Source organism: Roseibium sp. LAB1 (assembly GCF_054658235.1).
Window position 1 is genome coordinate 575,323 of record NZ_BAAGIB010000004.1, and the last position, 26,726, is coordinate 602,048.

A 26,726-nucleotide genomic window follows, 5' to 3' on the forward strand; every position below is an offset into this window, starting at 1 on the left:
GGGGATGGCCGTTTTTGTTCCGTTCGAAGAAAAAAACATCAGACGCGACACATCCCGGGCTGGACGCTCCTGCGGCCGGCCGGCGGATTACCGTGTGGATCTACAGCCTTGCCGCTCTCCTGATTGTCCTGTCGACAGCGTCTCTCACCTTCATCGCACACATGGCCTGGCGCGAGGCTGACAGGCGCGCCCTTGAAGCCGAACAACTGCGCCTGACCAACACCTTGAAGGACATCCACCGGCAGATGGCGCGCGACCAGGTGACGATGGCGCAATGGGACAAAACCTTCAATGCGCTGCAAGCCCCGCTCAATCGCACCTACATTGAAGACGAGCTGATCGGAGACCTGTGGGAAGATTTCAATCTCGACAGAACCTTCATCGTCAACCCGGACGGGACGCTGATCGCCCAGGCGATCAAGGACGAGGTCCTGTTCGAAAACAGGCAATTGCCGGAAAACAATCTGGTCCGGCAACTTGCCGAACAGACCACCGCGGTCTTCCGGCAGCGGCAGGACAGTTCAAACTCTGTTTTTGCCGAATGGTACATGTCGCAGTCTGCGCTGCTGGAGACGTCTCAATCCGCCTTCGCGGTGCTCGACGGTTCCCGGGCTTTCATCAGCGCTATCCCGGTTCTTCCCGACGAAGGTCATGTCCGGCTTGACGGCGACTATCCGGTTATCCTGGTCAACGCCGTCTACCTGGATCAAGACTGGCTGACAGCGCTGAACGCACAACTCGGGTACAGGGATTTCAGGTTTTATCCAGGCGAGCCTGAACGCAGGCACCCGACCAACTATCTGGTTGAGGCGGCGGACGGTTCCATTTTCGGATATTTCAGATGGGATCATTCCAAACCCGGACGCGAGATCTGGATCATGGCCATGCCGTTGATCGTTCTGCTGGCGTCCATGATTGCGATCGTCGCCTTTGCGCTCGCCACGAAAATCAGCCGTCTTTCCGCATCGTTGGAGGAAAGCGAGCGGAAAAACCGGCACTTTGCGCGACACGATGCACTAACGGGTCTGCCGAACCGACACCATTTTTCAGACTGCCTGTCCTTTTCTCTGGACGGACTGCCCGATCGCGGCTTTGCGATTTTCGCCTGCGATCTCGACCGCTTCAAACCGGTGAACGACACCTATGGGCATGAAGCCGGTGACAGGGTCATCTGCGCCGTCGCCGAGCGGCTTCGGCTGCTAGTCGACAAGGAAGGAGTCGTCAGCCGGATCGGTGGGGACGAATTCATCGTTCTCCTCACCCAGCATGCAGACAGGGACAGACTTGCCGCGCTGGCCGAGGACATTCGCAGTTCGATTGCCGATCCGATCGATATCGGCAGCGGCCAGCAGGTCGCCATCGGTATCAGCATCGGCATAGCCAGCGCACCGGAATCGGGAACGACCGAGAAGGATCTGATCCGCATGGCCGACATGGCGCTCTACCGTGCCAAGGAAAAAGGCCGTAACGCCTATGAATTCGCGGGGCCGTACAGTCTCGAGGCAGCGAAGTCCCGCAAGCAGATGGACCTGCAGGCGTCTCCGGTGTCGCGTTGACCGGCATCGGTACAAGACTCAATTTACATTGTCATTAATACTGTAAAATTGGCGCCAATTGAGAATTTACATTACGCTCACGCTCAAGTTTTTTAATACTCCCACCTCTTATTAAGGTATTCGCCACTACAATCACTTTACTCCTTGGTGGCAAGAATTCAGAATAATACCCAAAGACCCAACCGGGATCGCAACTTGACCGAGTTTCGGCGTAGATATAGCGACCAGACCGCGAAAATTCCCCGGCAGCAAATTTCCCGGCTGGCATTTCTGCTTGCCGGCTTGCTGATTGCCGTCACTTCCGTTTCGCTGCTCTTTGTCGGTTTCGTCGCCTCTCAAGCATCCAGGCAACAGGCTATCGCCAACGAGGAACGTCTGTTCCGCGGTACTCTTGCCGACCATCTGCGGACAATCGTCCGCGAGCAGATCGGCATCGCGTCATCCGACGAGTCCGTCCTGAAGCTGGTCCGCAACTTCGATCCCGACTATGTCCGCAACAGCTTCGATACGCTGTGGTCGACCTATCGCCACAGCAAGGTGATGCTGATCTCCGGAGATGGCAACGTACTGGCAGAATCCTTTGCCGACTACACACACATCATCCGGCGGCCGATTTCCGAGACGCCGGAGCTTGAGGTCATTCATGAAAAGCTGAAGGGACTTTACCTGCAAAACCGCGTGCGGGTGCCTGGCGGTTTCGGTCACAGATCCCTGCAAGGGGTCGATCCCGGCGAGTACGCCATCATGGGCTTTGTCCATATTGACGGCAAACCAGCCATTTTTGGTGCTATGCCGATCATTCCGGACGATTATGAAACGACATTGCCCGATGGGCCGCCCACCGTGCTGCTGTCGGCTCATTACGTCGACGCTTTCCTGCTCGGTCAGCTCAATGCCCAACTCAACTTCTCGAATTTCGGGTTCGAAGCAGCAACCGGCGCCCCCGGCAAAGGCCCACATCATCGTGTGACGGATCAAAACGGGGATCCGGTTGGAACATTCCGGTGGGACAGCCAGACTGTCGGTGAATCCATTTGGCCAACCATCGTTCCTGTCATCGTGGTCTTGAGTATCGCTCTGGGCACCCTTGCCTTCGGGATTGCCTGGCGTATCGGCCAGCTCACCACGTCACTTCAGGCAAGCGAACACCAGAACAGGTATCTGGCCCTGCACGACACGCTGACGGGGCTGGCGAACAGGCTGCAGTTCAACAGGGTACTGGAATCGTCGGTAAAGACCATGCGCGACAAACCCTTTGCCGTCATCCACTGCGATCTCGACAAGTTCAAGGCGGTCAACGACACCTTTGGTCATGCCGCTGGTGATATCGTTATCAAGACAATGGCCGAGCGCCTCACCAAAGCCATCGGCAAACCGGGCCTCGTCTGCCGTATTGGTGGCGACGAGTTCATGGTGATCTATCGCGGCAGCGTCGCCCGGGAAACCTTGAGCGATCTGTGCAGAGCCCTGGTCGCAGCGGGTGAACTGCCCGTTCCGATTTCCAGCGGCGAAATTGCCCAGATCGGATTAAGTGTCGGCGTGGCTATCGCACCGCACGACGGTTCAACGTCCGAAATGCTGGTGACACGTTCGGATGCTGCGCTCTACCAGGCGAAGAAACTGGGCCGCGGCCAATACTCGTACTACGCAGATACATTCGGAACGGAAGTCGGACCGGACGGCGTTCTGTCCCATCCCGACGAAGACCGGCAACCGCGTGCGGCAACTGGCCCGGCTGAGTGAAGCCGCCACGGGAAACGATACCCCGCGGCGACTCCGACATTTTCGGGAGCCAGCCGGACTAACCGCGCAGTTGCTCTGTAGGCTCACGCATGGTGACAAGTTCTTCCGCCGCTGTCGGGTGAACGGCGATCGTCCGGTCGAAGTCGGCCTTGGTCGCGCCCATTTGCAGTGTAACACCGAGGATCTGTGCAAGTTCGCCGGCATCGGGGCCCATGACGTGCACGCCGAGCACTTTCTGCGTATCGGCATCGACAATCATCTTCATGAGCATCTTTTCATCCCGGCCGGACAAGGTGTGCTTCATCGGACGGAAGCTGGACTTGTAAATGTCGAGGTTCGGCGTCCGCTGCAGGGCCTCTTCCTGGGTCAGGCCAACTGTGCCCAGTTCCGGCTGTGAAAACACGGCGGTGGCAATCAGGCTGTGATCGACGGTCCAGGGTTTGTTGCCAAAGACGGTGTCGGCAAAGGCATGACCTTCGCGGATCGCAACCGGCGTCAGGTTGGCACGGTTGGTCACATCGCCGACGGCATAGATGGAGGCCACATTCGTGCTGGAATCCGCTCCCACCTTGATGGCACCCGAAGCATCCATTTCGACACCCGCCTTTTCGAGCCCCAAATCACGGGTATGCGGATTGCGGCCGATGGCGAACATGATCTGGCCCACCTCGAGCGAAAGCCCACCCTTGGTGTGGCCTGTCAGGGAGCCGTCGGCCCCCTTCTCGATCTTCGAGAACGTATCATTGAGCACCACCTTGATGCCCTTTTTCTCCATTTCCTGCCGGACTGCAGTGCGAAGCTCTCCGTCGAACCCGCGCAGAATTTCCTCGCCGCGATAGATCAGCGTCGTGTCGACACCGAGGCCGTTGAAGATGCCGGCAAACTCGACAGCGATATAACCACCACCGGCTACAACGATCTTGCTCGGCAGTTCTGCAAGGTGAAAAGCTTCGTTGGACGTGATCACGTGCTCACCACCCGGCAGACCATCGTCCACATTGGGAGACGCACCAACGGCCACAAGAATGTATTTCGCGGTCAAGGTCTGTCCGGTGGACAGGAGTCGAACGGTGTGAGGATCTTCGATCACCGCGCGGCTGTCGTGGACTTCCACGTCGGTCCGTTCCAGATTGCGCCGGTAGATGCCTTCGAGACGGGTGATTTCCTGATCTTTCGCGGCAACAAGCTTTTCCCAGGAAAAGGCGCGTTCGCCGATCGTCCAGCCGAAGCCTTCCGCGTCTTCGAACTCCTCGGAGAACTTCGAGGCGTAGACAAACAGCTTCTTGGGTACGCAGCCGCGAATGACACAGGTGCCGCCGTAGCGGTATTCCTCGGCGATACCGACCCGGGCACCGTGTGTCGCAGCGATCCTGGCAGCGCGAACGCCGCCGGAGCCACCGCCAATTACAAAAAGATCGTAGTCGTAGTCGGTCATCAATGCCTCATCGTGATCAGAAACCCGCCTGCTGCCCTCCGGCAGGGCCTTGCCAGCCTCGCAGATAGGCAACGGAAGCTGCGGTACAAGCCCACATGCCCCGTTGGAAGGGGCGTTGGGACAGGAGGTCAGGCCCGCCAGGTGCGGGCCCTGCAAAAGAATTGGGCCGCTTGCGCGGCCCGAAAGCCGGACATGACACCGGCCTCACTTATTCGTGTGAAAAGCGTGTTTCCTGCCATCGGCGTCGCCGGAGCGGAAACCCTGCCCTCACTGAGCTTCGTTAAGCTTGGCCAGTTGTTCCTGAACCAAGGTCACCATCTCGGTGGAAATCTTGTCCTGCCACTCGCGAGCAGCACCAACGGAATACTGCGTGATGGTCGGGATCTTTTCGGTCAGCTTCTGGCCAAGGGCCGTGCTGTAGAATTCAGCAAGCTGGTTCAGCTCTTCTTCAGTGAAGTTGTCGGCCCAGGCCTTGTAGACCAGATTGTTGAGCTCGGTCCGCTTCGGAGCCAGCGTCAGCGCAACATTCTGCACGACTTCGGCAATTTCTTCCGCACGGGTCGGGTCGGACTGAATGAAAGCGGTCCGGGTCTGCTCGGCAAGGATCGGAAGGATATCGTCGAACGGTTCCAGAACCTTGGTAACGACGGCAACCTGCTTGGCTGCGGCAAGGTGGCTTTCCGAAACGGCATCCTGTGCGGCAGCGCCGGAGGCGACAAAACCTGCGGCCATCATGGCTGCGCCCAATACAGCTGCCCGCGGGAAAGATTTGATAAGCTTCATTTTTCTACTCCTAGGCGGCTTTCATCTTAAGTCTGGAAAGCCAAATCCACACCACTTAGATGGGCAAGACGGTCTTTACCCCATCTGTGCCAGCCACGTAAGCTTTTGTTGCAAGTTCAATGAAGAGGCCGTGTTCGACAACCCCCGGAATGGCAACCAGCCGGTCGCCCAGGCGCTGGACCTCAGGTATTCTTTCCAGTTGCGCATCCAGGATGAAGTGTCCTCCATCCGTAACGAAAGGCTGGGCCGATCCGCCGCGCAAAGCCAGGTTCAACGGCAGGCCGAGATCCTCAAACACTTTCAGAATCGCACGCCGCGTTGCTTCCAGACCAAAGGGCACGACCTCTATCGGCAAGGGGAAGCGGCCAAGCGTCGCAACTTCCTTACTGCCGTCAGCAATGACAATCATGCTGGCCGAAGCCGACGCGACGATCTTCTCGCGCAGCAACGCTCCCCCACCGCCCTTGATGAGCGACAGATGGGGGTCCAGCTCATCTGCACCGTCGACGGTCAGATCCAGTTCCGGCAGTTCATCGAGCGTGGTCAGGCGAATGCCGAGGCTCGACGCCAGTTCCCTCGTACGTTCCGAAGTCGGCACCCCGATTACGTCCAGTCCGTCGTTCACCCGGCGTGCGAGCGCATGGACGAAAAACTCGGCAGTAGAGCCGGTTCCAATCCCAAGGCGCATTCCGGATGTAACGTCGTCGGCAGCGCGTTCCGCCGCCAGTTTCTTGTACTGGTCGCTCATATACCGTTCCCTGGGCCATACAGAAGGCAGAGAAGACTATCCAATCATCTCCATCCGGCCGCCGGGTGCTTAACATGGCCCGTAACCGCCGGTCCAGTGACATTCCCCCTCTTCAACGGGGAAACACCGTCATAACGCCCCTATCCTCGATTTATTAACCATCATTTTAGACGAACAATAGATAATTCTTTCAATTGTCTAGGGTCTGGAAAGCACAGAATCAAATGAACATCCTTCGACTTAAACCAAGGCAGACAGAAGAAAAGAATAATTTAAACAACAAGATACCTGCCCCTGAGGAAATTGACAATACTTCCGAAACGGTGCCCGAGGCTCAGTTGGCGGCCAGCCAGATGAGTTTCGTTCTCGACAGTCTGGAAGATGATCTGCAGGTTGCGGCCAAGACAATCAATGCCGCGGCGGAGAAAGTGCAGGACCGGCTTGTCAGTCAGATGGACAAGCTGGAAACCATCCGCGGTGACAGCCAGTCGCTTGCGGACCAGTCGGCCGTTGCAAACGAAAACGCGTCGGGTCTCGCGGCTTCCATCCAGGAGCTGACCAGCTCCAGCAGCGAGATCGGTTCGCAGGTCGGTGTGTCCAACCAGTTGGCACAAGAGGCACGCGATGTCGCCGCCCAGGTCAACGACGGCGTCCTGGAACTCAAGCAAGCCATCGACGACATCGCCAACGTTGTCAGTCTGATTTCGGATATCGCCAAGCAAACAAACCTTCTGGCCCTGAACGCAACCATCGAGGCAGCCCGCGCAGGCGAGGCCGGCCGCGGGTTTTCCGTTGTTGCCAGCGAAGTGAAGGCGCTGTCGGTGGAAACCCAATCGGCGACCGAACAGATCGTCTCCAATATCGACCGCCTGAACCAATCAGCCGAACTGAGCCTCGGATCGGTCAACCAGATCATCGAGGTTATCGGCAAGATCCGTCCCAGCTTTGCTGCCGTCGAGGATGCGGTTCAGACACAGGTCGAGACCACAAACCGGATCGGTGATCAGGCACAGCAGACGGCAGATTTTGTTCAGGAGGTGCTTCGCACCGCGCGCACCATCAACGAGTCTGCTGCTGCGGCGGAGGAAGGCGGCATGCTGGCGCGCGAAACCGGCGCCGAAATGAGCACCGCTTCCAAAGCGCTGCAGTCCCGCTTCACCATGATGATCCGGCAGACCGAAATCGGCGACCGGCGCCAGCACGACAGGCTGCCGATCAAGCTTTCGGGAACAGTGACGGCGGGCGGGACATCAGCACGGGTCGAAACCCACGACATCTCGGAAGGCGGCACGCTGTTCCGGCCTGAAGGCGGCACGAACCTGAAACAGGGCATGAATGCACGCCTGGACATCACAGGCATAGGACAGGTGGACGTGCGCATCGTCGCTGTTTCAGAACATGGCTGCCATGGTTGCTTCCTCAACAAGGACGCTGGCTTCCAGGCTGCTCTGGAGCGCAAGATTGCCGACATTCATGCCAGCCACGCCGTGGAAGTGGAACGTGTGCAAACAGGCGCTTCGCGGATTGCCGCGGCCATGGAAGATCTGATCGCCCGGAACCAGTTGAGCATGGACGACCTGTTCGACACCAACTACCAGCACATTGCCGGGACCAACCCGCCGCAGGTATCCACTCGCGCACTCGGCCATCTTGAAAAGATCCTTCCCACGATCCAGGAAGAGATCCTGGGCAAATCCCAGGGCATGGCCTTTTGCGCTTCGGTCGACCGCAACGGCTATCTGCCCGTGCACAATCTGATCTACTCGAAGCCTCAGAAACCGGACGACGTTGCCTGGAACACCGCCAACTGCCGCAACAAGCGGATCTTTGACGACCGCGCCGGCCTCAGCGCAGCGCGCAACACCCGCCCCTTCCTGATCCAGTCCTATGCCAGAGACATGGGCGGCGGCAATATCGTCTGGATGAAGGAGATCGACGCCCCGATTATCGTTCAGGGCCGTCATTGGGGCGGATTCCGGACAGCCTACAAACTGTAGGACAGGCAGGTGTAGCGACCTGCCCCCTTGCAGCGGATCGGTGATCCGGCTAGGCATTGAAGGCGGCCTGCATTCGGGCGAATGCAGGCCGTCCCCACATTCCGCGGCCGGTTTTCCTGTCCGCAGTCGTGCCTGTGCGCATGACTGTCCGCATGATCTCCGGCTCTTTCTGCTTAGAGGGTCACATGTCCGTTCTGGTATTCGATCTGGATGGCACGCTGGTGTCGTCCATGGAAGATCTCGTCGCGACATTGAACGTTGTCATGACGTCTGCCGGACATACCGCCATCCCGCAGGAGAACGTCGCCAACATGGTTGGCCTGGGGGCAAAGGTGCTGATCCAGCGCGGCCTCGAGTTCAACGGCATCCCCTGGACGGATGAAATTGTCGCTCCGCTCTACGCACATTTTCTGGAACACTATGCCGCCAACATCGCGGTTCACACACGGCCGTTCGACGGCGTTGTCACGGCGCTTGAAACTTTCCGGAATGACGGTTGGAAACTGGCGGTCTGCACCAACAAGGCAGAACGCCTGACGCATCCGCTCCTGGCAACTCTCGATCTCGCCAGGCATTTCGACGCGGTTGTCGGCGGCGATACGTTCTCCGTTGCCAAACCGCATGCCGAACCCGTACATGGTGCCATTCATCGCGCAGGTGGAGAAATCGGCGGGTCCATCATGATCGGTGACAGCGGAACCGATATTGATGCTGCCCGCAATGCTGGAATTCCGGTAATCGCGGTCGATTTCGGCTACACGGTCGTACCGGTCCGGGATCTTTCTCCGGACCGGGTGATTTCGCATTTCGACGACCTGGCAGAGGCCGTGGCATCGCTGAAGTCCTGAGCCGCTGAATGCACGGGCTCAGAACGTCCTGATGGCGTCGCCCAGGGTTTCGCGGATCTCTTCCCGGCGCACAGACAATTCCGCGATTTCCGTGTCGACATCCTCGATCCGGGTTTCGCTTTCCTCCAGCTTGCGTGCGGCACGCTTGTAGAGATCGGCCCCCGCCTGCAGGGCTGCAAGGTTGGCCCGATGACGCTCCTGATCCCGGCTTTCCTCGTCCTTTTCCAGCCGCAGTCGCTGGATCTGACGCTCGATCTGCGAAATCTCGTTCTGCAGCTCTGACAGTTCCTGCAACTTCTCGGCGGTTTTCTTGTCCGGCGACCGCCCGGCGAGGTAAAGCAGTTGGTTCGCATCCGTGGCAATCAGCGAATAGGTTTCCGACAAGGTCCGTTCCTGCAGCGCCGCGACCGTTTCCGTCGTGCCGGCAGGCACTTCGACCTTCAAACGGTGATGGGTTGCCGTACTGTCCATTTCCTGAGGAGAGGAAAATGCCCAGCCGGAACGTTTGGCGTGCTCGATCACGATCGTGCGGTCGCCATCCGGAGCGCCCTTGATCGCGTATTGCGTCGAGGATCGCTCACGCACCGAGGCGGTCAGAACGCCATCGGTGACCTTGATCGAAACGATCTGGCTATCGGCTGACGTGGACTGCGCGATCCTGACCTTCTTGTCGGTTGCGAAGCTTGCCATGCGGCTCTCGCCCGAGGGCATGCCGCTGATCTGCGCATCGCCGACGTATCCTTCCTTCTCGTCATAGACGGTCAGAATGCCCTGGGGCAGGCTGGTTTCCGTCTCGTTCTTGATCAGGATCGCAGCGACCGGATGCTGCAGGCCGCTTGCCGGCTGAAAGACTGATACCGTTTCGGCGGACACAACCTTGTCGACGATCGGCGCCGACAGGGTTTCACCACTTTCGAGGTCGACAGGCCATGGAATGGTGAAAGAAGCCGTCACCGCGCCCTCGCTCACCTCTCCGACATTCGCGGCCGCCATGTTGATAACCATTTCGGGTGCTGCCGCAGACGCGATGAAACTGGACCTTGGCGCACCTGGCATACGGGCCTCGCTCTCGGCAACATCGAATTGCGGTTCTGCACCCATGTCGACAGGCGGAACATAACCGCTGGACACATCCACCGGCACTTCTTTCCGCTGCTTCCAGTAAAGGTCGTGCAGACGTTGTTTCAATGTCACCGGTGCGCCGGACGACAATGTGATCCTGACATCATCCCAGTCTTCGCCGCTGGCGTTTTCAAGCACCGCCCAGGCCTGAAGCCGGGCCTTGTCGTCCGCCATCGTCACGACACGATAGGCCGTCTTCCAGATGGGAGCCGGCACCACGTAGGACACCGCCACTTCGCGCGCGCCTTCGCCCGCCACCTTCAATGCGACCGTTCGCGCGCCATCCGACTTTCCGTTGCCAACCGCCGACAGGGCCTTGGCCACCTTCAACTGAATGTCTTCATCGAGAAATGTTATTTCCGTATCGGCTGACAGACCGACACCGGTGATGCGGCCATCGCTGAGAACCGAAATGACGTGCGACTGTCCCTTGTTGCCATCATCCTGCACCGAGACGCCCAAAACGAGCCCCTCGACTGTCGTGCCGGCCTTTTCCAGCCGCACGCGCGTGCCTTGCAGCTTCGACAGCAGCATTGCAGGCGACTGCAGATCCTCCACAGTAAACGGCAGGTTCTTGAAGGTTTCCGCCAGCGGATTGGGGCCAGGCAGTGTAATCCCCTCGACAACACCTGCCTCATCGAACACGACAATGCTCTTCAGAACGTCGTTCACCTGGTCGAGCGGTACGGTCATGTTGATGAGGCCGCTGCTGTCGATATCCGCCTTGCGCACCACTTCGGCGAGCCCGCCGGAGGAAAGCGTGATGCTGGTAATGGGGCCATTGTCCGCAGCAAAGGCCTGTGCGGGTAGAAAGAGGCACACAAGCGCGAGGGAAGAAACGCGTGTAATCATTTAAAAACACTCCAAAAAACACTCAGCAGAAGCAATCGTCCGCTTTAATTGCGGCCTTTTCGGGAAGGCAGAAAATTGCTCCTGACAAAGTCTTTCATGCCGGGCACAGTCATCGGGATCCACTATTTCCGGTTTCCTTCGTATATTCAAAACGTCACCGGACCACAGACCACTTCGCCATCCATTTTCATGGCACGCCATTCTTCCAGACAGCTCCCGTCCACGCACCAGCGCCCCTCCTGCGAACCACGCCTCGTCTTTATCAGTGGCGCAGGTGTGAAATGCACCCGGCCATTGACCGGCTTGTGACACCGGGAGGCGTTGGAGACAGAAGTCGGGTCGAAAAAAGGGTGTTGCGCAAGCCGCTGATTTGCCCTAGATACGCGCCACCAGCCACCAAGGCATGGGCGATTAGCTCAGCGGGAGAGCACTCCCTTCACACGGGAGGGGTCACTGGTTCAATCCCAGTATCGCCCACCATTTTCCATCGCGTACATTCAAATCCGGCTTTGGCAATTTTCACTATTTTGCCGTGATCCGATTTACCAAAGTTACAACTCCTGCCAGAAATCTGGGCAAATTTCACTGAAAACAAGCCCTGCAAAAGGTGAGCGTGTATACTGCTCCGGTCCGTTCCATTGAGCGGATTGTGATGATCGGGTGCACCGGATGTCGGCCGGTTTCGTACTGCCCACCAACGAAGCCCCTGCTCCGGCACATGGGCATGGATGACATGTTTCGCTCCGCGACCAAAAAAGCTGCGGCACTTTTGCTTCTGTATGCGGCTTTCGCGCCAGCAACGGCCGTACGCGCCCAGACTTTGCAGGACAGCCAACTGCCATCAGTTCCCTTGCTGACCGACGAGCAGCAACAGCTCAACCAGTCGCTGTTGCAGCAGCAGATGCTCATACTGGAACTCGAGCGTCAGCGTCTTGCTCAGGAAAGACAGGAGCTGGAAGAAGCTCAGCGTATCCAGCAGCTGCGAGAGGAAAGAGTTCGTCTGCTGCAAATTGAAAGACAGCGCCGCCTGGGCCTGCCCCAAAACCGGTCTTACTACCAGCGTCAGCAATACCGGCGTGAGGACTACAGACCTCAGCGGGGACAGCCGCAACAATACCGGCGTCAGCAATTCCAGTCGCAACAGTTCCGACGGCAGTAGATGCATTCGTGCAAGACCTCAGACCTCAATCCCCAAGGTAATCCGGACTGTTTGGCCCGCCAGCCTGCCTTTCTGAACCCTTCCTGCTATTGTTCTCAAGTGATTCACAAAGAGCAGATAGAAGATGGCCACGCAAACAGCTCAAAATCCTTTACGTGAGAAGCTCGTCAAGGGGCTGTCCTATCATCAGTCCGGAGAAATCGAAAAGGCGCAGCGGTGCTACAAGCTGGTACTGAAAAAAGCACCGACCAATCCTGATGCGCTCAATCTGCTCGGCGTGACCTACCGGCAACTGGGGTCACCCGCGAAAGCTGTCGAATACATCCAGAAGGCGATTGCCCAGAACCCGAACCAGGCGTCGTTCTATGCCAACCTCGCCCGGGCGATGATGGACATCGGCACGGATTCGGAAAGCATGCTCGCCGTTTCGGAGAAGGCCTTGTCGCTCAATCCAATGGAGCGCGAGGCGCTGAACATCAAGGCAATCGCCCTGACCGGACTGCAGCAGGTCGACGAAGCGGAGGCTATCTTCAAAAGCCTGCTCGTTTCCAATCCAAACCACAGTGAAGTCTACACCAATTACGGCCTGTTGCTGCGCAAGAACAACCGGTATGAAGAAGCGCTCACCTTCTTCCGACGGGCCGAAGCGCTGGCACCGGACAACGTAGAGAATTGCATTGAACAGGCACGCTGCCGCCTGGAACTGAAACAATTCGACGACTCGCTCGAGGCGATCGACAAGGCCCTGGAACGCTTCAAGGACAATCCGCTACTGGTCCATGAAAAAGCCCGTGTCCTGTTTTCTATCTCCAAAGCGCACGAAGGCTTGAAATACGCCGAAGAGGCAGTGAAAGGCACACCGGGCAACTATCATTGCAAGGTCACGCTCGGGGTACACTATCTCATGCTCGGCCGTAGCCAGGACAGTATCGACATCCTGAACAAGGCCAAGGAGGAAGCGCCCGGCGGTGTGATTTCCGGCCTCGACTGGAACCTCTCGCTTGCCTATCTGTCGAAGGGAGATCTGGAAACAGGCTGGGACATTCACGCCGCGCGCTTTGAAGACAAGAAAGCCACTTCCCAACGACGGGAGTTTCCCAAGCCCGAATGGCAAGGTGAAGATATCTCGGACAAGACCGTCCTTCTTTGGGGCGACCAGGGCCTTGGCGACGCACTCAAATGCGGCACGATGTTCCTCGACATCCAGGCAAAGGCGAAGAAGCTCATACTCGAGGTGTCAGCGAAGTCCGTTCCCTTCTTCCAGAATTCGTTTCCGGAGATTCTTGTCAGGCCCGGCACGCCGAAGGAAGGCCAGGCTCCTGAAGATGCTGACTACGACATCACGGCCAACATGGTCGACCTTGCGCGCTATTTCAGGCGGGACCTGGAAAGCTTTGAAAAGGCCCCCTACCCCGTTTATAAATTCAGCCAGAAAAGGGCCCGGGAGTATCTCAGCCTGTTGCCGGATGCCGACAAGAAACCGGTGATCGGCGTCTCCTGGCGCTCGCGCAATCTGGAGAAATACCGGGCGCGCTATTACCTGTCCGCGCCGGATTTTGCGCCGATCCTTGATGCTGAAGACGCGATTTACATCAATCTTCAGTATTTGGCCCTGCAAAAGGAACTCGATTTTCTGGTGGCCCGTTCCGAGGGACGGTTCACCTTTTTCCGGGATATCGATCTGTTCAACGACCTGATAGCGGCAGCAGACCTGACCGCCATTTGCGATGTCGTCGTCTCGGCCAATACCAGCGTTGCGGACATGGCAGGTGTTCTTGGCGTTCCGTGTGTCCGGTTCGGTCCGGTTGAGCCCGCCCTGCTGCTCGGCCAGGCCAATCCACCCTGGTATCCAAGCATGAAGTACCTCCACATCGATGAAACGAAGCCAACGGCTGACATGGTGCCGCAAATCATCCAGGTCATGCGCGAGGAACTGGCGGCCGGCTATCCTGATAAGCGCAAGGAGCGGCTGGGGCTGTAACCGTTCAAGTGGTCAAACGCTTGTCTGTCTAAGCAAGCCGAGCAACGCGCTGTCCGCGCAGGGTGATTCCAACGACTTTTGACGCGGCCCGTTACCGGGCCTTTGTGGCAATAGCAACAAGCGTATCGGTCGCGTCGATCTTGCGGAGCGCAGCCTCGTAAGCCGATCTGAGTTCCGGTGTGTCCAGCGCAGAGAGGGTCGACTTGTGTCCGCCGGGTTTGCCGTTGGCAAGCCAGCCAAGATGATTGGAAAGCGGGTACCGCTGCACACCTTCAATCACTATGTCCCCAAAACCGGCCGCCGCCAGCATGCGCTTCAGGCTTTCGCGCGTGTGAAGAATGAGATGCTGGCTCCACAGCGTGAAATTCTTGAACGCTTGGTTCTGAAGACTGGACAACAGGAAATCGGAGGCATGCGGAACCTCGACGACAATTGTTCCGGTGTCTGTCAGAAGTTCCCGCAAGTCCCGCAAGGTCGATAGCGGATCGGGCAGATGCTCCAGAACATGAAAGGCAAAGACGGCATCCTGTGTTCCGGATGGGATCAGGTTTGCATTGTCCACGCAGCGATAGCCATCTGCGACGAGGGCCTCAATATAGCCTCTGTGCAATTCGATGCCGGTAACGTCAGCCCCCTTGTTGGCGGCCTCTCTCAGGAACAGACCTTTCCAGCATCCGAATTCGGTAATCTTCTTGCCGGTGTAAAACTGCGCATAAGCATCAAGCCTGCGATACTGGTCTTCCTGATATTCATAGTCCCAGTCGATCCGCCTGTAGAAATCGTCCTTGCGATGTTCGGCACCTTCGTAGGTCTGGTCGCCGACATAATAGTCATCGATGTAGACGACGCCGGAAACCGTATCGCGATAGACGGTCAGCCCCTCTTTGTCGCGGGTCTGCGGTGCAAAGATGCTTTGGGTTTCAACGGAAGCAAGGCCGAGCCGCTGCAATGTATCGAACACAGAAACGTTCTGGTACAGGGTTTCAACGGCCATAGGTCACCTGTTTTCTTTCAGTCACGAGCGGCCCCGGAAGCTGTCGCGTCTGCGAATTTGCATATAGCGCGACTACCCGGCCTTGTTTCGTTCATAAGCACGACGACAACGGACGTCAGCTGGCGATCATGCCGCGTGCGATCAGCAATTCCGCGACTTCGTTCAACACTCCGGCACCGCCGGCACTTTCCAGCACAACGGTGGCCGTCGCCTTCACCTCAGCCGGAGCATTGCGTGGCGCGATACTGAGGCCACAGGCCTTCATGCAATCCAGATCCGCAATGTCCGCGCCGATATAGGCGATCTCCGTCCAGTCCAGCCCCTTCTTCTGGCGCCACTCGGACAATACTTCCATCTTGTCGAACAGATGATGCTTGTAGTCCATCGCCAGCTTTCGCGCTCGCTGGACGGCCAGGCTATCTTCCTCGCGGTCCAGCATCAGCAGCATCATGCCCCGGCCAAGCAGGCGGTCGAGACCGATCTCGTCGTACCGGTTACAGACGATGGACTCGGTACCATCCCGGCTGACGAACACGGTATTGTCGGTGTGAACGCCGGCGAAGGCCGTCACCACGGCCCGCAAGGGCTGGGTTTCGGTGTCCGTCATGAACCCCGTGAAAGGTTCTGAACGGATAAAGGCCTCCGCCATGTCCCAGTCCTGCGAGGTATCGATTTCGATCCAGGTCGAATCCAATGGCACCAGGATCGTTTTGCCGCAATAGCGGTTTCCCGCGTCCAGAAACTCCGGTACACGCATGGCATAAACCGCGCCGTTTTCCCGGTATCTTGCGGAGATATCCTGCCGCCGCACACGTTGCTTGCTGGGGTCATGGTTCAGGCCGACACCTTCGCCATCAGGACCGACTTCCCAATAAAACCCATGGTCGTCGACAACCGAGATGGCACTGGTTGCTTCCTTTGCCAGCAGGGCCTCCACCACATGATCAACGTGGTGTGCCTGCGTAAAAGGCGCGGTGCACTGTAGGAAGACCAGAATATCCGGCGGTTCACTGACCAGGCTCGGCTCGTTCTGCAGCAGATGGATCAGCGCGGATTCCGAACTCGCGGTCGGCCCGGAAAGCTCTGCCGGGCGCAAAACGGATTTCGCACCATACTTTTCGCCGACCGTGAGAATTTCCGCTGAATCGCTCGAGACGAACACTTCGGACACGAAACGCGATCCTCGCGCGGCACGCACGGTCCGGCCGACAAGCGGAATACCGTTCAAGGGACGGATGTTTTTACCCGGAAGACCGACAGAACCGCCTCTGGCAGGAATGGCCGCTACAATTTTCATCTTATGCTGAACCACCTTGGGAAAGCTTTGGTCTTTCGGGTTTGCGCGCGAACACGGTCACGAAGGATCCCCAAAATGCCGGCGACACGTCCGCGTCGGCCCGGACCATGCTGTCGAACGTTTCGCGCGTGGCAAACCGTGTTCCGAAATAGGGGTACTCGACCATTTCGATGCGGAATCCCTTGTCCCGCAGCAGCCTGACAAGAGAATCGTCCGAGAACAGGCTCACATGAGTTGGATCGTGCAGCAACCTGAAACGGTCACCATAGACGCGTGCGGCGGCGCAGGCGAAGTTCGGCGTGCCGCAGATGAAGTCCCCACCCGGTTTGAGGATCTCGAAAATGGTTTCGACAAAAGGGATCGGCTCGTCGACATGCTCGATCACATGATTGGCGGTGACGACATCGAACATGCCGGCTGGAAAGGTGCCTTTTTCCAGAACCCCGTGGCGAAGGTTGGCGGAACACCACTGCCGGGCAACTTCGACCGCCTTTTCGGAAGGGTCCAGGCCGAAACACTCGTTCTTGCCAGTCAGTTGTTCGAGCAATTCGCCCAGGCCGAAGCCGATATCGAGCACACGGCCGGGTGCTCTCGCATTGACGTAGTCCGCGATGTAGCGGACGTCTTCCTTGCGCTGGTCGCGCTCGGCTTCGATGTCCCTGACCTTGCCGTCCGGATCCTTCTTCGCTTCCCAATAGTCCTGTGGCAGCGGCCGGGCCGGATAGGCCACGTAATAACTTTCCCCCCGATACAGATCCAGGCAGCTGTCAATGATGGACATATAAAGCTCTTGAACAAAAAAGGGCCAACCGCTTCCGGTCAGCCCACCAATACCTCAATCGTCTCACGCCGCCTGCAGCGTGACCTTCCGGCGCAGCTTTTCCGCAATCGGCTTTTCATCTTCATAGAAGCGCAGAACGCCGTCGCCACGCACGATCTCAACCCGGCGAACCTGCGCAACCATGTCGGCAACTTCAGCCATTTCGAGCGATGCTTTCTGGTCGGACCCCCAATCGGCACGGTCCAGCGTGACATGCCGCTCGATAGAGCAGGCACCGAGCGCCGCCGCGCAGACACTCGGCAGAATGCCCTCCTCATGACCGGAGAACCCGATCTTCAGATGAGGAAAAGCGTCCTTCAGGGTCGAAATGCCGAGCAGATTGATCTCGTCATCGCGTGTCGGATAGGTGGAAGTGCAGTGGTAAAGGCATGCAATCTCGCCGCCGGAGCGTTCGATCACATCGACAAAGCTCTTGACCATCGCCATGTCGCTCATGCCGGTGGAGACCAGCAAGGGGCGGCCACTGCGGGCGCAGTATTCCAGGAAGTCGCGATCCGTCACCATGGCGGAAGCGACCTTGATATAAGGCGTATCGTACTCGAGCAGGAAGTCGACAGAGGCTTCGTCCCAGGGGGACGCGAACCAGTCGATGCCCAGTTCCTTCGACAGTTTATCGATACGGTCGTAGTCAGCCTTGCCGAATTCCAGCCCGCGCTTCAGATCGCCGTTCGTCGCACCGAAGACATTTTCGCGCGGACGTGCCAGCTCTTCAGCCGAATAGACGACATCGATCGTGCGCTTTTGAAACTTGACTGCGTCGCACCCTGCCTCCTTCGACTTGCGGATCATTTCGAGGGCCTGGTCGATATCGCCATTATGGTTGATACCGATTTCGGCAATCACGTAGGTTCGACTGTCGGAGATCATGGCTCAGTACCTTGATGTTTGGCCTGCAGCGTTCAAGTGGCCCTGCTGACTTGCCATTTTTAAGACAGATTCTTGCCACCACGGGCTAGGTCTGTCCACCCGCGAACCCGATATTAGGGGCTATCGACCCTGCTTTCTTTGGAAAACCCAAAATAGATCATTAATAAAGCGACGGGGGCACGTGTTAAACACGCACCCCCGGGCAAGAATCTAAGCATTAATAACAGATTAAGGTACTGCCGACTCAGCCGACAAACGCACGTTCGACAACGAACTCTGCCGGCTTGTTGTTGGCCCCTTCGGTCAAGCCTGCTTCTTCAAGTAGCGCCTTGGTGTCCTTCAGCATGTCCATGGAACCGCAGATCATGCCGCGGTCGACAGCCGGGTCGAGCGGCGGTACGCCGAGATCTTCGAACAATTTGCCGGATTTGATCAGATCGGTGATGCGGCCCTGGCGCGGAAAGTCTTCGCGGGTCACCGAGGTGTAATGCACCAGCTTGTCCTTGGCGAACTCACCGATCAGCGGATCGTTGATGGTTTCCTGCACCAGGTCTTCACCGTACTTCAGCTCGGAAACTTCGCGGCATGTATGGGTCAGGATGACCTGGTCGAACTTTTCATAAGTGTCCGGGTCACGGATCAGGCTGGCGAAGGGCGCGATACCGGTGCCGGTGGAGAACATGTAGACGCGCTTGCCGGGAATGAGCGCATCATTCACCAGCGTGCCGGTCGGCTTCTTCTTCATCAGAACGGCATCGCCGGGCTGGATCTTCTGAAGATGCGAGGTCAACGGACCGTCCGGAACCTTGATCGAGAAGAACTCGAGCTCTTCGTCCCAGGCCGGGCTGGCGATCGAATAGGCGCGGTAAAGCGGCTTGCCATCGATCATCAGGCCGATCATCACGAACTCGCCGGACCGGAAGCGGAAGCTCGCCGGACGGGTCATGCGAAAGCGGAACAGGCGGTCCGTGTAATGCTGGACGGATTTCACTTCCTCGACGAAAGCGCCAGCCGGGGCGGCAGCTTCGAGATCGGCGGGTTTGGCAAGTACGTTCATGTCAATCGGGGTCCGTAAGTCAGCGCTCGAATTAGATTGTGCCTCATGTAGCACTAGTCCAGCCTTGACTTGAAGCAACTCCGATCCACTAAACGCACTTAGTTCAAAAAAATCATTCTAAAAATGCTCAAGATTCCGCCGTGAAGCCGCCGTGGGCCATCCAACCAGCGTGCCGGATGGCCATCCATCCAGGTGAAAGATCAGGAACTTTCCTCGATTGTCGTCACGGTTTCCCGGAAAAAGTCGAGCTTGCCGTCGCTTTCGTGGCTGAGGATATAGGTGATGCTTTCGCACTCGCAGTCCTTCACCGGATAGAAGAACCTTTGCTCGAACCGGGTGAAAAACCAGCCCTGGCCCAGTGCCTGGGAAGCCAAGCCGAGGACATGTGTCCCCTTTGGAAACACTTCCTGTGCCAGGCGCTGCAGGACAACGGCCATTTCTTCAAGTCCCGAAGCCGTCTGCCAGGAAATGTCGGTTTCGTCACGGTAGTGGTCGATACGGAAATCAAGCTGGTCCGAAAGCTCACCGAACAATTCGGGAGAGCCCTTTTCAAACAGATCAAGCACACGATGAATGGCGATCCGTTCGGAGCGTAGCAAAGGAAATGTATCTGACTGAGACAATGGCAGCGCGGAATTCATGCTGAGGCTCCTTCGGTACAGGACGTCGTGATTGACCTGCCGAGTTGTGCATCGCCTCACTTGAACAGTATACTCCTATGCATTCTATTTTTTATATAGGCTTACCCTATGCTTGAAGTGACCCCGCTCCGCTATTTCGTCAGCGCCTTTGAACTGGGAACAATCAGCGCGGCTGCCACCGGAAACGGCATTTCCCAACCATCTCTGTCTCAGGCTCTGCAGAAACTCGAGGACACGCTCGGAACATCGCTGTTTGTACGCTCCCGCGTGGGGTTACGCCCGACACCGGCCGGTCGGGAGCTTTATCACCATGCCCAATCCATTCTTCGGGCAGTCGCGAACGCCGAGCGCCGCTTTCTGAATGAAGCGCCCGTGCGGCTGAGCCTCTTTACCGCTCCCGATGTTTTGCTTTCTGCATTTCAAAGTGCCTTCCATGCCCTGCGTACAACCTATCCCACGCTGGAAATGCAGTTTGAAAAGTCTGCAGAGGATGCGGAACTGGCGCTGGTCGACAGGAACTGCGCCCCCATGAGCCACAGGTACCGCGAACTTTATACCGAGCCTTATGTCCTCGCCGTTGCACAGTCCCATCCGCTGGCCGGAAAAAACAGGATTTCACTGGAAGATCTCCGCTCGGTCCCCCTGATCTCCCGCAGATATTGCCCCAACTACGATGCGATGCTGAGAGAGTTCACCCTCGCCGGATTGCCACTGAGCATTTGCGCAGAAGCGGTAAACGATCAGCAGGTGCTTGAACTGACCGCATTGGGCTTCGGGGCTGCCATTCTGCCTGCCGGTCATCTGAAAATGAAAGACACTTTGTGCGGCATTCCGCTCGACCATGAAGGCCTGGAACGGCGCAGTGTCGGGGTCGCGATGAAAAAGACCGCATTTGCCGATGAAATGTTCCGCACCTGGATGACAGGCTGGGCAACGCCGCCAATTCGTTTGTGACAATTACGATAATATCAGGACTGTAAGCGTTTTTTATTTGACAGATAAATACAAACTGCAAAACTTATTGAAAGCCAAAGACAAGTGGCAATAATACCTTCCACAGAGGCACAGTAAATGTCCGGACGCGCGCACGATGATTCAGGCCAGAAGATAGCATTCGTGCTCATGGAGCGATTTTCCATGAACGCTTTCGCGAGCGTTATCGAACCTGTGAGAATAGCAAACCGCCTTTTGGGAAGAGAGTACTACCAATGGACAACTTATTCAGTTGACGGGAATCCCGTCACGGCGAGCAATGGCTGCGAAGTCGCGGTCAAAAAATCTATTCGCGATCTGCATGATGCCGACATTACACTTCTGTGCACCGGCATTGATGTTGAGCGCCTGCCGTTGGACACCGAACTCGGCAACAAGCTGCGCCGCCTGAATGCCATGGGCCGCACCTTTGGTGCCATCTGCACAGGCGCCTATCTGCTTGCCAGATATCATCTTCTGGACGGACGCCGTTGCACCATCCATTGGGAAAACCTGAGGTCCTTGCGGGAAGAATTTCCGGATGTGGAAGTGACGTCCGACATCTTTGCGATCGACCGCAACTGCATCACCTGTGCCGGCGGCATGGCATCACTCGACATGATGCTGCGACTGATCGCGATCCAGCATGGTGCCTATCTTGCCCATGAAGTCGCCGAAGTGGCGCTCTACCAGAACATGCGCTCAGGCGAATCCGCTCAGCGTCACGACATCGAAGCGCGGACCGGGATTTCGAATGCCAAGATCCTTGATGCGATCCGGATCATGGATCTGCATATCGAGGACCCGCTGAGCTGCCAGCAGCTTGCGATGACAGTCAACCTGTCGCCGCGACAGTTGGAGCGCCTGTTCCGCCGTCATTTCAACTGCACACCCGGCCAGTATTATCTGCGTCTTCGCCTGGAAACCGCGCGTGATCTGTTACGCCGGACAAGCCGGCCGGTGTTGGATGTTGCCCTCGCCTGCGGTTTCGCGTCCACATCGCATTTCACCAAATGCTATCGCGAGCGTTTCCTGTGCACGCCGACGGAAGAGCGGCAGTCATACCAGTGGGCCAACACCAAGACGACGTCCGGTGTCGGCACTGCTACGCCGATGCGGCTGATCGCAAAGTAAGGCGACCTCCTAGAAATCTCTGTTTTCAAACGTCGCGGTCTCCGCGGCGTTTTTATTTGTTCCATTGCTGGTGGTCCCGAACGTAGCGTCGCGAAGATCCGGGATCCCGACAGGAAGCGAAGATTTCCGAAGCGTTTTCCGTTCGAAAAGTTAAAGCAAGCGCCAGAGCCCCAGCGGGATGAGGTAAAGCCCGAGCGCCAGGATTGCGGCCAGCACGAGCCGCCGGAAGCCAGCTTCCGACACCTTCCGGCGCGCGCGTTGTCCAGCCCACACACCGGACAAGGCCGGGATGATCAGCGCTGCCGAGGCCAGGGCCTCCTGACCACCCATCAACCCGAAACCACCAAGCGATATTCCAAGTGCAGTCGTCGACAGCAGGAACAAGAGCCCCATGGCCTGGATCAGTTCGTCCCGCTTGAGCCCCAGTGCCTGCAGATACATGACGCCTGGAACCGTGTAGGACCCCGTGAGCCCCGACAGGACACCATTGACCAGGCCTACGGCCACTCCCACCGGAACGACCCGTTTTTCCGGGATGTGAAGCACCATGCCCGCAAGCATCGGCACGGCATAAGACACCATGAGTATCCCCAGCAGAAGATCTGCTGCACCTTCCGGCAATTGGGTCAGAATGAAAGTGCCTGCGGCGAGCGTCACGACAGCGGAAACCAGAAACGGCCAGAGACGGGGCAAGAGAACCCGCAGGTGACCACCGTACAGGCTTTGCCAGAGGTTGGTCAGAAACGCCGGCCAGAGAATCAGGACCATTGCCTTTTCAACGCCGACAAACACGGTCATCAGACCGAGCCCGATCGTCGGCAGACCGAACCCGACAAGACCCTTGATGAACCCCGCGCACAAGAATGCCAGGACAGCCACGAGCACCAGTCCCGGACCGGCTGCGCCAATATCCGTCACGCGTTCACCTGAGTCTGCATGGGGGTCTCTTGGTTCTTCTATCCGTCGCCAACGGGCAGGCTGTAGTCTGCTATCAGCCCATTCAGCTGGCCGGACTCGCGGCGGCGCTGCAGTTCTTCGTCAAACGTCTTCAGCAACTTTATACACGGTGTCGCCCTGGAGAACAGGAAATGTAGCGTATTGACCGCAGCAGGCCACGGCAAGACTTCCACCTTTCCTTCGACCCCGGCCTCCCTGATCATCATTTCACCTTCCTGGCGGGCAATTATCAGATAGTCCGCTTTTTCCTCCACGAGCAGATACATGTACGTCTTGACGTCATCGAACGGTTGTCTGTCAATGGACAGCGCGGCGGCCGCATAGCTTTCCAACTCCTCGCCGAATGACGACCCGAACGGAGCAACGCCCCGCAAACCGGCAAGATCTTCAAGCGACGTTGGACGGAATTCCAAGCTGGAACGGATAAAGACACCGACATCCTCCTTCATGACCGGATGACTGACGCCGAATTTTGCCTGTCTCTCATCTGTCAGATATGCCCCCGCCAGAACGTCGATCTGCCCATGTTCAAGCAAGGTCAAAAGGCGCTTCCACGGCAGATCCGGTCCGGTGATCAACGGCACATTCAAGGTGGAAAAAACATCCTTGGCGAGGTCGGGAAACACACCGCTGAGACCGCCGTCGGCTTTCTGCCGCATGGAAACCGGGTACCAGACACTTGATCCGTTCAAGTTGACCCTGGAGCACCCGTCCGTGTCCGCATGGCTTGCCGGCGTGAGCGAAAGAGCTGCGAATACCAGCCCTGTTATCAGCATTCTCTTTCTGAAACGATTGAAAACACTCATTTAATACCGCTCAAACAACGCTTGGCTGATGCCAGACATTCAAGTGAAACTTCTTTTGACAAATCGGTCAATCAAAAAACACGTTCTGCGTGTATATGCGTTGTATTTACGGATTCCTCGTAAAAACCGTCATCTTCTGCCTCGCAAAAAATTACAATATGCCATCCGGCAAGCATTTTTTTAGAGTGAGGAAAATGCTAGCGTCGCTTCATGAGTGCCCCTTCCCTGCCCCGGTTGCCGAATCGTACTGCTCGGCACCTTTTTCTTCAAAGACACGGCCTAGCCTCCGCCCCCAAGGGAAGCGGAAAAGGTGAAGATTTGGCCGCCGTCATAGACCAGCTCGGCTTCGTCCAGATCGACAGCATCAACACCGTCGCCCGTGCGCACCACATGATCCTGGCTGCCCGACGGCCCGCCTATAAGGAGAAGAACCTCAAGCTTCTCGCAGAGCGCGACAGGCACCTGTTCGAGCATTGGACTCACGATGCAGCCGTCATACCGACCGAGTTCTTCCGGCATTGGCGCTTGCGTTTCAGCCGGGACAGGGAAACCCTCATAAACAGGTGGCGTAATTGGCATCAGAATGAGTTCGAAGGGAAATTCGACGAGATACTCAAACGGATCAGCGACCATGGTCCGGTCACATCGGCTACTGTCGGCGAGGACGAAAAACGCAGCAACGGCGGCTGGTGGGAATGGCATCCGTCGAAGGCTGCGCTTGAGTTCCTGTGGCGCACCGGTGAGCTGTCGGTATCCGGCCGGACCGGATTTCAGAAAGTCTACGACCTGACGGAGCGGGTCATTCCGGCGGAACACCGCAATGCGGCGCATGATCTCGATGAAACGATTGATTGGGCGGCACGGTCTGCCCTCGACCGGCTAGGCTTTGCGACCTCCGGCGAGATAGCTGCCTTCTGGGACCTGATCACGCCCCAGGAAGCCAAGGACTGGTGCGCAGCGGCAAAGGCCGCCGGTACGATTGCCGAAATTGAAGTGGAATGTGTCGACGGGTCCTGGCGAAAGGTCTTCGCCTATCCGGATACGCTGAACACCCTTGCCGATGTTCCCGAGCCCCCGTCGCGCGTGCGTATCCTGTCGCCGTTCGACCCGGCACTTCGTGACCGCAAACGGGCAGAACGCCTGTTCGGCTTCTTCTACCGGATCGAGATCTTCGTGCCGGAACCAAAGCGTCAATACGGCTATTATGTCTTTCCTGTCATGGAAGGCGACAGGTTGATCGGCCGGATCGACATGAAGGCACTCAGAAGCGAAAACAGGCTTCATGTGCGGGCCTATTGGCCTGAACAGGACGTCAGAGCATCGAAAGGCCGGCTAGCAAAACTTCAGGCGGAACTCGAGCGCATGGCGCGGTTTGCTGGTGTTTCCAACATCACCTACGAGCCGGATTGGCAACGGACGGCCCTCTAGGACCGTCCGCCGCTTTGCTTGACGGGGTGGCCGAAGTGCACCCGGCCATTGCCCTTGGGCCGTCACGTGGTCAACCGGCGACCCTTTCCAGCAGATGCTGACGAGCCCGCCCGCGAACCTCCTCAAAGGTCCAGTCTTTCAGCAACGCACCATTGCGGTAGACAGTCTGCAGTTGATCGGCCCCGTCGCCAACCGCCTCCAGCCGAGCTGCAGTCAGCTTTCCGCCCTGAAGGATTGCAGCCTGCCGTCCGGCCTTGGACGCCTTGCCGGGATCGGTGACCGGGTTCTTGGAGACATCGCGCCAGGTGCCGTCCGCGGTTTTCATGGCATTTGCCTTCATGGCAAAGCGCATCGTGTCCCGGTTGACCTGTTGCAACAGACCACCGCCCATGCCGACGGCAATGTTGTCGACAGACCATTTGCGACGCACCAGCTCTTCCACCAGTTGCCTGATGGTATCGAGCTTCATGCCATCCCCCTGAATGACACGAACCGACGGATGCAATACACGTGAGCCCTTGCTGTTTTTCGAGCCGCCATAGTGCTGCCAAAGGGTCTCCATGACCTTCAGCGGCATTTCGACGGGATCTCCGGAATCCGGGCGGATGACGACCGTTGCTCCCGAGGCAAGCACCTCGTCCTTCAACCGGCCGCACCACAGGTTCTCGACAGCGTTGCCGAGATCATAGCTGTCGGAAACCACAGCCACCAGCGCGTCCGGCCGGGCGAATTGCACCAGCATGTTCCGGTACGCGTCGACTTCCCGCTCCTGCCCCCAACTGGTCATTGTCGAGTGCTCCGCTGCGGGGATCGAAAAACCCGCAACATCTGCGCCGTACCAGGTCATGGCCGCTTCCAGCGCTTCCATGGTGTCGGTGCCTGCAAAATTGACCAGATGGGCCATGCCGCCAAGTGCGGCGCTTTCGGCAGACGAAACGCCACGTGCACCGAAATCGTGCAGCTTGAACGGGACCTGACCGTCAGGATCGTCGGAGGTTTCCAGAAGCCCGCGATACAGGATCTCCTTGCACTTGAATGAAAGTGTCGCGACCGTCGACGGATACCAGACCGACCGCAGCAAAGCGGTTTCCACCCAGGTCGTCAGCCAGGGCATGCGCTCATCGGTGTTTTCCACCTGTACAAGCGGCACACCACTCGGCGCCAGCGTCCCCTCCGGCAGAGCCTTTATTTCCAGCGGAAACAGGCCACTGTGGTCCGTCAGGATCTGGTTCCAGCCGTCCCGGTTGAAAGGAACACCATGGGCGGCGCAGATGCGCGCAGCTGCTTCGATGTCCGATGCCGTGATCGGCTTCAGAAGGACGTCCTTCAGGTAGGTCTGCAGCCCGAAGAACAGAACGCTGTCCGAAAACGGATTGGGCCGTGCTTCCAGATAGGCGGAAATCCTGCGGGCCTCGGGCGGGTATTGCTTGAAATGCGACTGCTTGTAGCTGTCGGTCGCCAGAAGTGGGTTTGTCATTGTGAACTCCTCACGTGACAGGTGTGATTGC

Annotated in this window: 22 protein-coding genes and 1 tRNA gene; 9 read left to right on the forward strand and 14 right to left on the reverse strand. The window is 57.7% G+C overall.

Annotation, left to right across the window (positions count from 1 at the left end; all coding sequences use genetic code 11):
• Window positions 1-92 precede the first annotated feature (92 nt).
• The gene (locus ACYQ54_RS24050) at window positions 93-1,556 is read left to right on the forward strand and encodes a sensor domain-containing diguanylate cyclase (protein ID WP_460087033.1); all 1,464 of its coding nucleotides are present in this window, start codon (window positions 93-95) and stop codon (window positions 1,554-1,556) included.
• A gap of 195 nt (window positions 1,557-1,751) precedes the next feature.
• Window positions 1,752-3,299 carry a diguanylate cyclase gene (locus tag ACYQ54_RS24055; protein ID WP_460087035.1) on the forward strand — a complete coding sequence of 516 codons (1,548 nt, stop codon included), beginning with the start codon at window positions 1,752-1,754 and terminating at the stop codon, window positions 3,297-3,299.
• Between the two features lie 58 nt (window positions 3,300-3,357).
• On the opposite strand, the gene gor is transcribed toward ACYQ54_RS24055, so the two are convergent.
• From gor to rpiA, 3 genes are all read right to left on the reverse strand, one after another.
• Window positions 3,358-4,734: a glutathione-disulfide reductase gene (gor, locus tag ACYQ54_RS24060; protein WP_460087036.1), complete on the reverse strand. Its 1,377-nt coding sequence runs from the start codon at window positions 4,732-4,734 to the stop codon at window positions 3,358-3,360.
• Between the two features lie 267 nt (window positions 4,735-5,001).
• The gene (locus ACYQ54_RS24065) at window positions 5,002-5,517 is read right to left on the reverse strand and encodes a DUF2059 domain-containing protein (RefSeq protein ID WP_460087038.1); all 516 of its coding nucleotides are present in this window, start codon (window positions 5,515-5,517) and stop codon (window positions 5,002-5,004) included.
• Between the two features lie 55 nt (window positions 5,518-5,572).
• Window positions 5,573-6,265 carry a ribose-5-phosphate isomerase RpiA gene (gene rpiA / locus ACYQ54_RS24070; protein WP_460087039.1) on the reverse strand — a complete coding sequence of 231 codons (693 nt, stop codon included), beginning with the start codon at window positions 6,263-6,265 and terminating at the stop codon, window positions 5,573-5,575.
• Between the two features lie 353 nt (window positions 6,266-6,618).
• Between rpiA and ACYQ54_RS24075 the strand changes: the two genes are divergently transcribed.
• Both ACYQ54_RS24075 and ACYQ54_RS24080 read left to right on the forward strand, forming a co-directional pair.
• Window positions 6,619-8,262: a methyl-accepting chemotaxis protein gene (locus tag ACYQ54_RS24075; protein WP_460087040.1), complete on the forward strand. Its 1,644-nt coding sequence runs from the start codon at window positions 6,619-6,621 to the stop codon at window positions 8,260-8,262.
• A 185-nt stretch (window positions 8,263-8,447) separates the two neighbouring features.
• On the forward strand, window positions 8,448-9,110 hold the full coding sequence (locus ACYQ54_RS24080) for an HAD hydrolase-like protein (protein ID WP_460087042.1): 663 nt from the start codon (window positions 8,448-8,450) through the stop codon (window positions 9,108-9,110).
• An 18-nt stretch (window positions 9,111-9,128) separates the two neighbouring features.
• On the opposite strand, the gene ACYQ54_RS24085 is transcribed toward ACYQ54_RS24080, so the two are convergent.
• A complete protein-coding gene (locus tag ACYQ54_RS24085) occupies window positions 9,129-11,084 on the reverse strand; it encodes a DUF4139 domain-containing protein (protein ID WP_460087044.1) in 1,956 nt (651 codons plus the stop codon).
• A gap of 405 nt (window positions 11,085-11,489) precedes the next feature.
• Here ACYQ54_RS24085 and ACYQ54_RS24090 point away from each other — a divergent pair.
• Window positions 11,490-11,564 (forward strand) — tRNA-Val (locus tag ACYQ54_RS24090).
• A 361-nt stretch (window positions 11,565-11,925) separates the two neighbouring features.
• On the opposite strand, the gene ACYQ54_RS24095 is transcribed toward ACYQ54_RS24090, so the two are convergent.
• Window positions 11,926-12,249, reverse strand: a complete 324-nt coding sequence (locus ACYQ54_RS24095) for a hypothetical protein (RefSeq protein ID WP_460087045.1) — start codon at window positions 12,247-12,249, stop codon at window positions 11,926-11,928.
• Window positions 12,250-12,367: 118 nt separating this feature from the next.
• Here ACYQ54_RS24095 and ACYQ54_RS24100 point away from each other — a divergent pair, with 118 nt between their 5' ends.
• Window positions 12,368-14,224: a tetratricopeptide repeat protein gene (locus ACYQ54_RS24100; RefSeq protein ID WP_460087047.1), complete on the forward strand. Its 1,857-nt coding sequence runs from the start codon at window positions 12,368-12,370 to the stop codon at window positions 14,222-14,224.
• A 91-nt stretch (window positions 14,225-14,315) separates the two neighbouring features.
• Here ACYQ54_RS24100 and ACYQ54_RS24105 read toward each other — a convergent pair whose 3' ends face one another.
• From ACYQ54_RS24105 to ACYQ54_RS24130, 6 genes are all read right to left on the reverse strand, one after another.
• Entirely contained in the window at window positions 14,316-15,218 is a 903-nt protein-coding gene (locus tag ACYQ54_RS24105) for a class I SAM-dependent methyltransferase (protein WP_460087048.1), read from the reverse strand.
• A 115-nt stretch (window positions 15,219-15,333) separates the two neighbouring features.
• Window positions 15,334-16,515 carry a cytidylyltransferase domain-containing protein gene (locus tag ACYQ54_RS24110; RefSeq protein WP_460087049.1) on the reverse strand — a complete coding sequence of 394 codons (1,182 nt, stop codon included), beginning with the start codon at window positions 16,513-16,515 and terminating at the stop codon, window positions 15,334-15,336.
• A gap of 1 nt (window position 16,516) precedes the next feature.
• The gene (locus ACYQ54_RS24115) at window positions 16,517-17,296 is read right to left on the reverse strand and encodes a class I SAM-dependent methyltransferase (protein WP_460087051.1); all 780 of its coding nucleotides are present in this window, start codon (window positions 17,294-17,296) and stop codon (window positions 16,517-16,519) included.
• Between the two features lie 63 nt (window positions 17,297-17,359).
• Entirely contained in the window at window positions 17,360-18,223 is an 864-nt protein-coding gene (locus ACYQ54_RS24120; protein WP_460087052.1) for an N-acetylneuraminate synthase family protein, read from the reverse strand.
• Between the two features lie 244 nt (window positions 18,224-18,467).
• Window positions 18,468-19,280 (reverse strand): ferredoxin--NADP reductase, encoded by an 813-nt coding sequence (locus ACYQ54_RS24125; RefSeq protein WP_023003885.1) that lies wholly within the window; start codon window positions 19,278-19,280, stop codon window positions 18,468-18,470.
• Window positions 19,281-19,480: 200 nt separating this feature from the next.
• Entirely contained in the window at window positions 19,481-19,921 is a 441-nt protein-coding gene (locus ACYQ54_RS24130) for a hypothetical protein (RefSeq protein ID WP_460087054.1), read from the reverse strand.
• Between the two features lie 108 nt (window positions 19,922-20,029).
• On the opposite strand from ACYQ54_RS24130, the gene ACYQ54_RS24135 reads away from it, so the two are divergent.
• Window positions 20,030-20,875, forward strand: coding sequence for a LysR family transcriptional regulator (locus ACYQ54_RS24135; RefSeq protein WP_460087056.1), 846 nt, complete (start codon window positions 20,030-20,032; stop codon window positions 20,873-20,875).
• 183 nt (window positions 20,876-21,058) lie between these two features.
• Window positions 21,059-22,027, forward strand: a complete 969-nt coding sequence (locus tag ACYQ54_RS24140) for a GlxA family transcriptional regulator (RefSeq protein WP_460087057.1) — start codon at window positions 21,059-21,061, stop codon at window positions 22,025-22,027.
• A gap of 150 nt (window positions 22,028-22,177) precedes the next feature.
• Here the strand turns inward: ACYQ54_RS24140 and ACYQ54_RS24145 are convergent, their stop codons facing one another.
• Together ACYQ54_RS24145 and ACYQ54_RS24150 are read right to left on the reverse strand one after the other, a co-directional pair.
• Window positions 22,178-22,945, reverse strand: coding sequence for a sulfite exporter TauE/SafE family protein (locus ACYQ54_RS24145; RefSeq protein ID WP_460087058.1), 768 nt, complete (start codon window positions 22,943-22,945; stop codon window positions 22,178-22,180).
• Between the two features lie 38 nt (window positions 22,946-22,983).
• Window positions 22,984-23,760, reverse strand: coding sequence for a substrate-binding periplasmic protein (locus ACYQ54_RS24150; RefSeq protein ID WP_460087059.1), 777 nt, complete (start codon window positions 23,758-23,760; stop codon window positions 22,984-22,986).
• Window positions 23,761-24,000: 240 nt separating this feature from the next.
• Between ACYQ54_RS24150 and ACYQ54_RS24155 the strand changes: the two genes are divergently transcribed.
• A complete protein-coding gene (locus tag ACYQ54_RS24155) occupies window positions 24,001-25,218 on the forward strand; it encodes a winged helix-turn-helix domain-containing protein (protein ID WP_460087060.1) in 1,218 nt (405 codons plus the stop codon).
• Between the two features lie 70 nt (window positions 25,219-25,288).
• Here the strand turns inward: ACYQ54_RS24155 and ACYQ54_RS24160 are convergent, their stop codons facing one another.
• A complete protein-coding gene (locus ACYQ54_RS24160) occupies window positions 25,289-26,695 on the reverse strand; it encodes a nicotinate phosphoribosyltransferase (protein ID WP_460087063.1) in 1,407 nt (468 codons plus the stop codon).
• Window positions 26,696-26,726: the final 31 nt, after the last annotated feature.